We start from the raw sequence: 12,274 nt of genomic DNA on the forward strand, positions 1-12,274 counted from the left end.
TCACCACCAGCCGGTCGCTACGGCGACCTGACGGCCAAGTCCGCTGGTCATGGTGCGCATGTAGGTCGCGGAGATGTGATGAGAATCTTTATAAAGCAACACATTTCCCTCCACGGCACGGCAGAAGTCCTCGCGGCACACTGCATCACTCATGTCGAGCGGTTTAAGCATAGGGAACTGCGCGACGAAATCCAGCGTCGGATTGTGGTCGGACAGTACCTTAGAGCGCTTGCCGCAGGAGACGGCATCGCTGTCCTTGGCCAGGCAGTCGGAGGGGAAGAAGGGCCTTCCGTCGCGGACCAGCCACGGGGTGTCACGAATGGCGAGTACCGGGATCCCGGCGTCGGCGGAGTCCTGCCAGATGCCGATGTAGGTGCCCGGCATCACGTCGCCGTCCTTAATGTTCCACGGCCGGGTCGAGGTGGTGAACACATAGTCCGGATGGTCAGAGACAAGCTTCGGCATGACGGCGTTGCCGTCGACATGCGTCGGTTCTGTCATCATTCCTTCTTCCTCGTTTAGCCGCTCGGCCCGAATCGCTCGGTCCGGATGACCGCTGGCCGATGCCCTTGCCCGATCAGCTTCGTGGCCACCGATTCCACGAATCCCGTCGGTCGGCAGGCGTAGATGCGCAATTCTTCGTCGGGGGTCCACCCGGGCATTGCGAGATCACCGACGCCGATCCGGCCGGGCGGGCGGGCGGTCTGGGGGCGCGGCCGCCCGGGTGTAGGTCAGAGCGACCTGCAGCCTGTCACAGTCGCGCTCGAGGTGGGCCAACTCCTTGGCGTAGTAGACGTCGGCTGGACTGCGCACAGAGTAGACAAGCCGAAACTCCGTGCAGCCCATCAGTATACGCTGGCGCAACATCGCCATCAACGGCACAACGCCCGATCCGCCGGTGACCAACAGAATCCGGGCCTCCTCGGTCGGCCGCCACACGAATCAGCCGCCAATGGGTCCGCGTAGTTCAATCTCTTCGCCGGGGCACACGCCCATGAGATAGGGCGAGACCTCGCCCTCGACGATCTGCTGCAAGGTGAGCTCGATGAGCTCACCGTCGGAAGTTCTGCTCAGCGAATAGCTGCGTTGTGCGCAGTACCCGTCCTCAGCTGTTAGCTTGAGATCGATGTGTTGGCCCGCCAAGTGGCCGCCCCAGCCCGGCACGGCGAGCGCGATCGTGCGCGCAGATTCGGTCTCGGGCGTCGAGTCCACCACCCGCGCAACCCGCCACCGCAACTTGCGTGTCAAACCATCGTCCACGGCTCAATCACCAGCGTAGGTTTGTTCCCGCCACGGGTCGCCGTAGCCGTGATAGCCCAAACCCTCCCAGAATCCCGGTATGTCACTGTCGCGCAACTCGATGGATCTCACCCACTTCGCCGACTTCCAGAAATACAAGTGCGGCACCAGCAGACGCGCCGGGCCACCATGCACGACGGGCAGCGGTTGACCCTGGTAACCGTAGACGACCCAGGCCTTGCCGCCGAGGAGATCGGCCACCGGGATGTTGGTGGTGTAGCCGCCGTAGGAACCGATCAGTGCGAATTCGGCCGCCCTGTCGATCGATTCGAAAAGCGTGTCCAACGACACGCCTTCCCATTTGGTATCTAGCTTCGACCACGTGGTGACGCAGTGAATGCCGACAGAGACCCGCTCGCTAGGCAATAGCTTCAGTTGGCCCCAGGTCCATACGTGATCGGCGCCACGCTCGTCGCGGATGGTGAACCGCCAATTGTCGAGATCGATCCGCGGAGTCGGTCCCGCGTGCAGGACTGGGAAGTCCGCGGTCAGATGCTGACCGGATGGCAACTGGCGGCCTGACTCAGCGCGGCGCCCGCCAAAGCCCTTGTTGACGATACTCATTGGTGCTCCCGTCGTGGTGATGATCATTCCAACAAAGAGTTGAATATCTTTCTGCCCCTGCCGCCTTCGGTAGCTTAACGACTTCGCTGGCCGTGAATTGGGCGTCGGCACCGGAAAGGAATCCCATTGACAACACGGTGCGGGCTGTAGCTGGTTTCACTGAGCTCCCGCGATGAGTGCCACTGGCGGCTGGTATCGAATCGGCGAGTGTCCAGAGGGAAAGCCTTAGCAGCGGAATGCCTTTGAGCAGAAACTCGCCCAGCAGCGATGGAAACCCGCCGCCGGCCGGCTCACTACACCTGGAGTGATGAAGAGAAAGGAGCGGTGGACACGACGAGCACGATGGCCGGTAGGCTGCCCACGATGGACAGCTTCGCGGATAGCGGCTTGATCACGAGCAACACCGCCGCCGCGAGCTTCGAGCAGGCCCAGCAGCGCTGCCAACCCCGCAGGTCTACCTCTTCGCCGGGGCCGTTTACTAAATCTTGCCAAGTATTTGACGACAAGTGCCTATCCATCATACGACTGTCATTTCGGTGACTCTCCGTACGCTGTGGTTGACACTGCGCGGCATGCGATCGCCCTCAACGCGTCAGCCAGCGTCAATATCGACACCCCCAATAAAACAATATCCTTGATGAGAAACTGGCCGGTCATGGACAACAGCGGAAAGCCGCCAGCCGACGCCTCTCCCACACCCGGTGTCGTGATGACAAATGTCAATGTGCACACGAAAACCAATATCGCCATCACACTCCCCAACAGCGACACCGCCGGATACCACGGCTTTATTACCAACAGAAGGGCAGTGATTACCTCTACAATGCCAAGCATCAGCGAGAACGTCTCAACGCTAAACAAACTGTAGAGCCACCCCATGAAGGGACTATTGGACACCAGAGGTTGGATGTTGTGAGCCTCGTACGGGTAGAACTTGAAAATTCCGATCCATCCAATAACGATCGCCAATCCATAACGGGAAACATTATTTGCAACCGATCTCACTACCGGCTCGGCATTCAGAAATGCCGCCGGCAACACGGTACTTTTCACGGTCATAGAGAGCACCTCTCAACGAAACGTTCTTGTACAGAAAAGCCTCATCTAAGGTTGCCCGAAAGGGTGACCACAGATTCGGATGAAAATGCCACCTGCCCCTCGCCCCGGAGAGCAGAGATACACTGAAACGGTGGACGTCGCGGCCACGCATCAGCCGAAATCTGCCAAGGCTGAAAGCGCAGCTTAGACCGAGCTCGCGATTTGGTTAGATTTCCTCTTTACGGCTCATATCCGATCATGGGTGGTTCGCAAGAGGGTTCGTAATCGTTGGCGCCCGCGGTGCAGGCGTGACATGACGGTGCCTTCGCAGCACGCCATGATGTCGGCGATCTCTCGGTATCGGAGTCCTGCGACATCGCGATAGTAAACAGCCAGCCGGAATTGCACTGGCAATGTCGCCAACGCGTCGGCGAGTTCGAGGTCGGGCAACGCATCCAGTGCATCGAGTTCGGTCGATCGGGGCCCTTGCGAGAAGTGTCGATCCTGGGCGGCTAGTTGCTGGTCGGTGATGTCGTCGGTGAGGTACTCGCTTGGGCGGCGTTGGGCGCGGCGCAGACCGTTGATGTGGGTGTTGGTCATGATGCGAAACAGCCACGCCCGAAGGTTGGTTCCCTGGGAGAAGGTGTTGAAGCCGGCGTAAGCCCTTAGCATCGTTTCCTGCACGAGATCTTCGGCGTCCACGGCGTTGTGGGTCATTCGGCGTGCGTTGGCATAGAGTTGGCTCAGATACGGGAGCGCTTCGTTGACGAACCGCGCGGCGAGCCCTGAGCTGCGTGAAGCCAGCAACGAGTCGCTGTCTGCCGGGTGGTCAACTGTTGTAGCCATGGGCCTAACCCTGTCTAAGGTCGGGGTGAGTTGTCATCGTCCGGGCCGCAGATTCACCCGGGTGATTCTGCCGCAACGGCTTTCGGCTCCGACGCACCGAATTCCAGCTTCCCGCTCAGCAGCCCAACGCCGACACGACGAACTGTGGAAGCGCATCGAAGGGTGCGCGTGAGACTGCCGATGGTCGCGTTGCCGCTCGCGGGCCGACCGGCGACCAGTCTCGGACCCCTTCGCATACGGCCAATTCCGGTGCGAAGCCTCCAGGCGTGTCAGGTGCCAAGGGTGGCCACGGCGGCAAGGCACTCTCGACGGTGAACGCGATCGCCGTGGTGGCGAGGTCACTGGGCTGGCAGAGGTCGAGGGCTGCACCGCATCTGACCGCCGGTCCAGCCGGGAGCGCATACGTGCTGCCAACACGTTCGCCAGCTGTGTGCCGTGATCATCGCCATCGCGACTCTCGTCGCTTGTCGTGAGGCCGGCCGACGCCGGATATGTTCGGCATTCCGCGAACCTGAGGAGCACGAGAGGCGCTGGGGCGGCATGGAGTATCAAGCCTGTCTGGGGAGCCCTGAATGTTCGGCCTGTCGTGTTCGGGGCGCTCGGGGAGTGGAAGGCTCACCGCTACACAGGCGACATGCGTAGGCCCGACCACAACACGAAGGCTATCGTCATTGCGGTACCCATGACCATGCTTATGGTGGCCGTTGCGCGTCACCAGTGACGAGCACCTTGGTCAGTGTGATCGGGAGTGGCGTGCTGATATTGCCGAACGCGACCGGCGCTGCTCGCCGCATGGAGTCCAGAGGCTTTGCGGCGCAATCAAATTTGGATGCCCGTTTACGGCATTTGCCTGGCACCGTCGATCATCATCGGGTTTGCGACCATACTTGTGCTACCCAAGGGCAGTGGCCCAAACGGCGTGGGATCGACACTCAGCAGCACGCTGCGGCCATCGTCGCCGCTTCGGTGTTCGAGTCGCCGTACATCGGCAGCTTCACCGACGAGCCCGGATATTCGGCAACACTTCAGGTGCCGCCCGAGCTCTTTGACCGCGCCCGCACCGAATTTGATGAACCGATTACCGCCGGGTGCGCCGCGGTCGTTGTCGGCGTATCATGTCTCGGGTCACATTCCGGGTACGCCGTCCCCCGTACGACACGGATTGAGTCGCCACGATCATCAACACTCAACAACCTCGGTGGATTGCCTCCGAGCGTCTGCCTCAACAGAAGTCACTAAATGAGGAGGGCCTCTTGAACCGAGATACTGTGCGAGATGCTGAATCTGTTCATGGACAATGACGAATATTGATCAAATGTGAAGGAAGATGCTGGTGGACAATATTGTTGGCCATGCTTGAACCGTCACATGATTGATAGCTGTACGCGTAATGATGGTAGGTGGCCATCACGAATAGGCCGACGCTTCGCAGCCTCCAGCGCGGAGGTAGCCCGTTAAATTTCGGATAGCAGGCGACAGATCATCGCGCTCGTCATGATCATCTGGAAAGTGCCAACTAGACCGGGAATGGACAGCGGCGTCTTAAGCACTTCAGTCGTTCCCGATGCCAGCTGGCGCGCGACGCAGTCCGCGGCTCAGCCGAAAGGACGGCGCCACAGCCCGCTGGATCGCTTCCACTTGCGTCGGATAGCAGTGGATCACCGCCGCCAGCTGCGCGGGCGTCATCTTCTCGGCCACGGCCAGCGTCAGCAGCGGCACGGATTCGCCTGCGTGTTCCGCCATGTAAGTTGCCCCCACCAACCGCCCGTCGTGCGTGTACAGGACGGCGAAGCCGTGGGCGGCGCCGTCGATCACAGCGCGCTCGACTTCCCCAGTTCCATCCGCTGCGTCTCGATGACCATCCCCCACTGTTCCGCTTCCTGTGGAGTGACCCCAACCTGGGCCACCTCCGGGTCGGTGTATGTGCAGTGCGGGACTAGCTCGGATAACCGCTTCCCAGCCACGATTCGGAGCATCGAAAGGGAGAATTGAAGGGGCGCGGATGTTCTTCTTTTTGGATGACGAAGCGCGAGCGCTCGGACGGGTGCAATCGATGCGGAACCGGGACTCAAAGTCGATAGACCCGCGTATCGCGGTACGCAAAGACGGTAGACGCAGCGGCCGCGGGCAGCGTTGTCTCCCGTTGCCCACGGTCGGCATCGTGACAACAAGACACTCCCTCCCCCGGTGCCGGCGCTCCGGCTCAATGAACTTCCGGCGAGTTGTGCCCGTAGCGCGCGCTCGCCCGGCAGAGTTACTGAGACGAGTCATTTCCATGTTGTGGGATCGGCATGGGTCGTCCCGGTTCGACTAAGCGGCGATGTCGCGTCGTTGCAGCCGCCCGCTTCCGAGACGCCCTGTTCCCGGTGTGGCGGTATCACCCGTTCTTCACCAACACCGACCTCCCGGTCGCCGAAGCCGACATCACCCACCGTCAGCACGCGATCATCGAAACCGTCTTCTCCGACCTGATCGACGGACCTTTGGCCCACATGCCCTCGGGGCGCTTCGGCGCCAACTCAGCGTGGGTGTTGTGCGCGGGGATCGCCCACAACCTGCTGCGCGCCGCCGCTGTCCTGGCCGGGGGCGCGCATGCGGTAGCCCGCGGCGCCACGCTGCGCCGCACAGTCGTCAACATCCCGGCCCGGCTGGTCCGGCCCCAACGCCGAGCGATCCTGCACCTACCCAGTCACTGGCCCTGGACCGATCATTGGCTCGAATTGTGGCGCACCATCATCGGCTACAGCCCACCAACGCCCGCAATCATCTGACCACCGCCGAAAGGCCCGACCGGACAACCACAGGAAAAGCTGGACAGACCAGCGACTACCACCTGCTCACACGCCGGCAGCCCCCGCAATCACCCTCCAACCACACCAATCACTTCAATCCACGGATCCAGGCTAAAGCGTCATGGCTGTGACCCCCCAGCGGGGGATCTGTTCCGCGTCGGCCTCTCACCCGGGTGAAATACGCAGCCGGATGACGACAATTCACCCCACGCGCACAGATAGTGATCGCTGATCCGAGCCGCAACGGCCAAACAGCTGGACCACCTCAACCTTCTGCGCCAGGGAGACAGTGAATCTTCGGCAGGGCCACAGCGGCGCAATGAGATACGAATGGAGAGAGAGAATGTCACACGATCAGGCCACAGGCATGATGGCTGATGAGCCGAGAATCTCCCGAATGACCGCCACGCAGTTCCTCGACGGTGTTGCGTTCACTTTGCGGACGTCCACGCCTGCCACATTCCACCGATGACCGACGTCGTTCCCGCGCCAGCCGGCGACGCTGCCGGCAGCCACGAACACAGTCGCACCGGCCTGTCCGCCGATGCGCTGCGGCGAGGCATTCTCGACCATCTGCGCTACTCGATCGGTCGACCGGCGGCCGCACTGCGGCCCGAGCACTACTACCGGGCGACGGCACTGGCCGTGCGCGACCGCATGCAGGACAACCGGGTGGCGTCCACCCAAGACATCGCTTGATCTCGGCCGCAAGGTGACGTGCTACCTCTCGGCCGAGTTCCTGATGGGACCGCAGCTGGGCAGTAACCTGCTGAACCTCGGAATCGAGAAGCAGACCCGGGCTGCGCTGGCCGAACTCGGCCAGGACCTCGACGAGGTGCTGGCGTGCGAAGAGGAACCCGGGCTGGGCAACGGCGGTCTCGGGCGGCTGGCCGCGTGCTACCTCGATTCGCTGGCCACCCTGGAGCGCCCGGCCATCGGCTACGGCATCCGTTACGAGTTCGGCATCTTCAACCAGCAGATCCACGACGGCTGGCAGGTCGAGAAGACCGACAACTGGCTGGTCAACGGCAACCCGTGGGAGATCCCCAAACCCGATGTGAACTACCTCGTCAAATGGGGCGGTTACGCCGAGCACTACCCCGATGACGCGGGCGAGGACCGGGTCCGGTGGGTGCCCGGGCGGGTCTTGAAGGGCGTCGCCTACGACACGCCGATTCAGGGCTACGGCGTGCACACCTGCAATGTATTGACACTGTGGAGCGCCCGGGCCGTCGAGTCGTTCGCTCTGGACGCCTTCAACACCGGCGACTACTACAAGGCGGTCGAAGACGAGGTCAACTCGGAGACCGTGACGAAGGTGCTGTACCCCAACGACGAACCCGAGGTGGGTAAGCGGTTACGCCTGCTGCAGCAGTACTTTTTCGTATCGTGCTCACTGCAGCACGTCCTGCACATCATGGATGATCTGGCGGACGCGTCGGTGTTGGACCTGCCTGAGCGGTTCGCGCTGCAGCTCAACGACACTCACCCGTCGATCGGCGTCGCCGAACTGATGCGGTTGCTGGTCGACGAACGCCGGCTGGACTGGGACGAGGCCTGGGACATCACGGTGGCCACGTTCGGCTACACCAACCACACCCTGCTGCCGGAGGCGCTGGAAACGTGGCCGCTGCCGATGTTCGGCGAATCGTTGCCCCGGCACCTCGAGATCATCTACGAGATAAACCGCCGATTCCTCGACGAGGTGCGCGCGATGTTCCCCGGTGACGACGACCGGCTGCGCCGAATGTCGTTGATCGGCGAGGACGGCGGCAAGAGGGTGCGGATGGCGCATCTGGCCACTGTCGGCAGCCACGCCGTCAACGGCGTCGCCGCGTTGCATTCCGATCTGCTGAAAACCAGTGTGTTGAAGGACTTTTACGAACTCTGGCCGGAGCGGTTCAGCAACAAGACCAACGGCGTCACGCCGCGCCGCTTCCTCGCGGTGGCCAACCCGGGCTTGCGTGAACTGCTCGAGGAGACCATCGGCGGCGGCTGGCTGTTCAACCTGCAGAAGCTTCGCGGCCTCGAGGCCGTCGTCGACGATGCTGCATTTGGTGCGAAGTGGCGCGCGGTCAAGCGCGCCAACAAGGCGCGCCTCGCCGACTACGTCCGCGCGAACACCGGTGTCGAGTTGGATCCTGACTGGCTCTTCGACATTCAGGTCAAGAGAATCCACGAGTACAAGCGCCAGCACCTCAACGTGTTGCACATCGTCGCTCTCTACCACCGGCTCAAACAGACCCCCCGCCTCGAGATCCCGCCACGGGCCTTTGTCTTCGGCGGTAAGGCTGCGCCCGGGTACTTCATGGCCAAGCGCATCATCAAGCTGATCAACGCGGTCGGCGAGACGGTCAACGCCGATCCGGAGGTGAACCGGTATCTGAAGGTGGCGTTTGTCCCGAACTTCAATGTGCAGAACGCCGAGCTGATCTACCCGGCCGCCGACCTCTCCGAGCAGATCTCGACCGCGGGCAAGGAAGCGTCCGGCACGGGCAACATGAAGTTCATGATCAACGGCGCCCTGACCATCGGCACGCTCGACGGAGCCAACGTCGAAATGCGCGACGAAGCCGGCGCCGAAAATTTCTTCCTCTTCGGGCTGACCGAATCCGACGTCGAGCAGGTCAAGCGTGATGGATACCGGCCGGCGGACTACGTGGACGGCGACGACGAGCTGAAGGCGGTGCTGGGACTGATCGGCAGCGGCGCGTTCTCCCGCGGTGACACCGAGGTGTTCCGCCCCCTAGTGGACAATCTCTGCTACGACGACCCCTTCCTCGTACTGGCCGACTACGCGTCCTACATGCAGTGCCAGGGCGCCGTAAGCGCAGCGTGGCGGGACACGGACGGGTGGACACGGATGTCGATTCTGAACACCGCGCGCAGCGGCAAGTTCTCGTCGGACCGCGCCGTCACGGAGTACAGCGAGGACATCTGGAACGTCTTGCCGGTGACCGTGTCACGGACTGGTTTATAGCGGAGCGCAGGTCGGCGTCAATCCGGAGAAGTGAACTGCAGGCATGCCGTCAACAGTGACGAAATCGGCTCCGGGAGACCCGTTTGTACCCGATTGATCCAGGGCTGAAGGCCTTTGGAATACGCGATCGTCATGTCGGAGTAGAACCGAACGTTCGGCGGGCACGCGGACCTCGTCGGGCGAGCGGGTTCCACGCATGGACGACGATCGGATTGAACACCCGGGTGCTCTGCGCGCAGTTGGGATGGCACTCCAGCGCGCTGTTCGTGCCAGTGCCGCGCGCGCCGTCGGAATCCCGTGACATCCAAGTCATGTCTTGTAGCACACCGGTCGAATCGCAGTTGTACGCGAAGGTGGCGGGTCGTTGCGGTGGGGGCTGGCTGGCGTCGTAGCACTTGCCGATAGCGAAAACGACATCGCCCTGCTTGGTAGGGTCCGCGTGCACCGCACGCTGGCCGCCGACAGCGAACCGGCGCAAGCTATCGCGGTGTTGGCGCAAGCCCAGCAGAACGCAGTCTGCCGCCGCAGCAAAGCAACCAACGAGTTGCGGTCGATCCTGCGCGAGTACTACCCAGGGTTTTTGGATGCCTTCGCCGGAAAGTCCGCCATCAACCTGGCCAAGCCAGAAGCCCGTGCGGTGCTTACCATCGTCTCCACCCCGCGGACACGGCCAAGCTCACCAAGGCCCGTGTCGGGGCCGCGTTGCGCCGCGCCGGACGCAAGGGCGGCATCGACGAGCTCGCCGCCGACATTGTGGAGCGCCTGCGCGCCCCGCAACTGCGCCAGCCGGAACTGGTCGAGAAGGCGATGGGCCGCCAGGCGCTGCCCTGCTGGCGATGCTCGATGCCCCCTGCGCGGGCGCCGACGCACTCGAACAAGCAGCCACCCAACAATTCCGCAACCACCCCGACCACGCCGTCATCACCAATTTCCCCGGTCGAGACTACCTGACCGGCGCACGGATGCTCGCCGAGATCGATGACGGCCGCGCCCGATTCGCCGACGACGGGGGTTGAAGGCATATGGCGGATCCGCGCCAGTCACTCGAGCCTCGGGCAGACTCACCTCGATCACCCACCGCCGCATCAAGAACGACCACTCGCCGCTGTCGGCTAGGTATGGGCCACCTGCGCGCCATCAACTTAAGCCCAGCCCGCGGGCACTACCGCAGACGCCGAGACCATGGCGACCGCCACGCCGCCGCCCTGCGCAACCTATTCAACAAGATGCTCGGCCGGCTCTACCCTGCCTGCAACCCCGCCAAACCTTCGACCCGATCAATGCTTTCGGAAAACCCAGCTTCACACCGCCACAACCGGCTGCCGCTTGACAGTTAGCGGAATCGGAGGTCTGTGGATGAGGCTCGAAGAGATGCAATCACCGCACGCAACCGCAAACAGGGCACCAGCGCCGGCCGTGTTGTAACCGACGACCCAGCCCTTCGCGTGACGCACTGATACCTGCGTAAGCGCGATATAGGACCTCCGGATGGTGCTTTCCTGGCGTTTAGTTATCCGCTCGGAGCGCTACAACGGGCCTTCGTCGCCTTGGGAGGCGCCCTTCTGGAAGCGAGCGGGGTCGACAAAGGGTGCGCACGCTACCACCCATCACACTACTGAGATGTCGATTTTCCGCCGGCGACGCATCAGGGATTCCGACACTTTGGTTTATGTTGTTCCACTCCGGTCAGCAGTCACTCGAGGGCGTCGCCCTCCTACGTCGCTCCGAACCACCACCGCCGCGCGCTCCCTGACCGGCCAACCGATAATAGCGGCTCAGGCATCCAGTGTGGCCGGCGCTGCGCTGGCCAACCCGTCGCGCCAATGGCACAAGCATCGAACATCGACACGCCGAGAGAACACCTATGACTATTCCTAACCGCACCGAACCGCCCCAGGTCGACACCAGGGCCCGGCGCGTCACCCGCATAGCGCCACGCGTACCAGGACACACCGCCGCCACTGGACCCGCCCGAAACCGCATCGCCCCGCTAGGTGACATCATTGCCGTCGCCGGTCGTGGAGCATCGGTGGGCAACCGGGGACGCCTGCATGAGGGCCGCGGCACACGCGACGTCGTACGCACCTATCAGAGTAAGACCTGGTGGTCTATCGATTTACGGTTCGAGAGAAACTGGTCGATGTCGTTGGCCCGTATGTGAATCCGCCTGCGCGCACAGTGGTGTTCAGCTTCGAAGAGAAGACCCACTGCCAGGCGTTGGACCGCACTCAACCTTCGCTGCCGATGAAGGCGGGCCGCGCCGAAACCATGACCCATGACTACAAACGCAACGGCACGATCGACCTGTTCGCCGCGATGAACGTCGCCACCGCCGAGGTTCTCACCGATCTGCGCAAAGGCCACACCGGTGCCGACGTGCTGCGGTTCTTCAAACAGATCGACGCCAGCGTGCCACGCGGCTTGGGTGTGCACGTCGTGCTCGACAACCTGTCGGCTCATTCCACCCCGGAGATCGCGAAAGGGCTTGCACATAAGGACCACGCCGCTGGCACCTGCACTACACCCCGACCTTGAGCTCCTGGGTAAATCTGGTCGAACGATGGTTCAAGGAGCTGACCGACAAACGCCTTCGCCGAGGGATCTTCGCTAGCGTCGCTGACCTCACCGAGGCCATCACGACCTCGGCCACCCACTGGAACGCCGACCCCAAACCCTTCATCTGGAAAGCCACCACCGAGGACATCATCACCTGAGTCCAACGCGGCCGGGCCACCCTGAACCAGATCAAAACGCA

The 12,274-nt window shown here is 62.5% G+C and carries 8 protein-coding genes and 4 pseudogenes; 5 read left to right on the plus strand and 7 right to left on the minus strand.

Annotated elements, in window-relative coordinates:
* The 7 genes and pseudogenes from ACVWWN_RS00530 to ACVWWN_RS00560 all read right to left on the minus strand — a co-directional run.
* Positions 1 to 471 (minus strand): annotated as a pseudogene (locus ACVWWN_RS00530) (SGNH hydrolase domain-containing protein); the annotation flags it as partial.
* Between the two features lie 47 nt (positions 472 to 518).
* A pseudogene (locus ACVWWN_RS00535) lies at positions 519 to 1,260 on the minus strand (FAD-binding oxidoreductase).
* Between the two features lie 3 nt (positions 1,261 to 1,263).
* The gene (locus tag ACVWWN_RS00540; protein WP_457142387.1) at positions 1,264 to 1,863 is read right to left on the minus strand and encodes a molybdopterin-dependent oxidoreductase; all 600 of its coding nucleotides are present in this window, start codon (positions 1,861 to 1,863) and stop codon (positions 1,264 to 1,266) included.
* Between the two features lie 528 nt (positions 1,864 to 2,391).
* Positions 2,392 to 2,922 (minus strand): YkgB family protein, encoded by a 531-nt coding sequence (locus ACVWWN_RS00545; protein ID WP_457142159.1) that lies wholly within the window; start codon positions 2,920 to 2,922, stop codon positions 2,392 to 2,394.
* A 225-nt stretch (positions 2,923 to 3,147) separates the two neighbouring features.
* Positions 3,148 to 3,747, minus strand: a complete 600-nt coding sequence (locus ACVWWN_RS00550) for a sigma-70 family RNA polymerase sigma factor (RefSeq protein WP_457142160.1) — start codon at positions 3,745 to 3,747, stop codon at positions 3,148 to 3,150.
* Between the two features lie 1,551 nt (positions 3,748 to 5,298).
* Positions 5,299 to 5,562: a hypothetical protein gene (locus ACVWWN_RS00555; protein WP_457142161.1), complete on the minus strand. Its 264-nt coding sequence runs from the start codon at positions 5,560 to 5,562 to the stop codon at positions 5,299 to 5,301.
* On the minus strand, positions 5,559 to 5,711 hold the full coding sequence (locus ACVWWN_RS00560; protein ID WP_457142162.1) for a hypothetical protein: 153 nt from the start codon (positions 5,709 to 5,711) through the stop codon (positions 5,559 to 5,561). Before ACVWWN_RS00560 ends, ACVWWN_RS00555 begins: the two co-directional genes overlap by 4 nt.
* Positions 5,712 to 6,071: 360 nt before the next feature.
* Between ACVWWN_RS00560 and ACVWWN_RS00565 the strand changes: the two are divergent.
* From ACVWWN_RS00565 to ACVWWN_RS00585, 5 genes and pseudogenes are all read left to right on the plus strand, one after another.
* Positions 6,072 to 6,518 (plus strand): annotated as a pseudogene (locus ACVWWN_RS00565) (IS1380 family transposase); the annotation flags it as partial.
* Positions 6,519 to 7,007: 489 nt separating this feature from the next.
* A pseudogene (locus ACVWWN_RS00570) lies at positions 7,008 to 9,519 on the plus strand (glycogen/starch/alpha-glucan phosphorylase).
* An 836-nt stretch (positions 9,520 to 10,355) separates the two neighbouring features.
* A complete protein-coding gene (locus ACVWWN_RS00575; RefSeq protein ID WP_457142163.1) occupies positions 10,356 to 10,535 on the plus strand; it encodes a hypothetical protein in 180 nt (59 codons plus the stop codon).
* Between the two features lie 1,087 nt (positions 10,536 to 11,622).
* Entirely contained in the window at positions 11,623 to 12,054 is a 432-nt protein-coding gene (locus ACVWWN_RS00580) for a transposase (RefSeq protein WP_457142164.1), read from the plus strand.
* On the plus strand, positions 12,051 to 12,233 hold the full coding sequence (locus ACVWWN_RS00585; RefSeq protein WP_457142165.1) for a hypothetical protein: 183 nt from the start codon (positions 12,051 to 12,053) through the stop codon (positions 12,231 to 12,233). Before ACVWWN_RS00580 ends, ACVWWN_RS00585 begins: the two co-directional genes overlap by 4 nt.
* Positions 12,234 to 12,274 lie beyond the last annotated feature (41 nt).

It is taken from the genome of Mycobacterium sp. URHB0021 (genome assembly GCF_054057895.1).

Bases quoted from the DNA above. Each gene is read 5' to 3' on its own strand.
- ACVWWN_RS00540 (WP_457142387.1), bottom strand. From the start codon at position 1,863: ATGAGTATCGTCAACAAGGGCTTTGGCGGGCGCCGCGCTGAGTCAGGC.
- ACVWWN_RS00545 (WP_457142159.1), bottom strand. From the start codon at position 2,922: ATGACCGTGAAAAGTACCGTGTTGCCGGCGGCATTTCTGAATGCCGAG.
- ACVWWN_RS00550 (WP_457142160.1), bottom strand. From the start codon at position 3,747: ATGGCTACAACAGTTGACCACCCGGCAGACAGCGACTCGTTGCTGGCT.
- ACVWWN_RS00575 (WP_457142163.1), top strand. From the start codon at position 10,356: ATGCTCGATGCCCCCTGCGCGGGCGCCGACGCACTCGAACAAGCAGCC.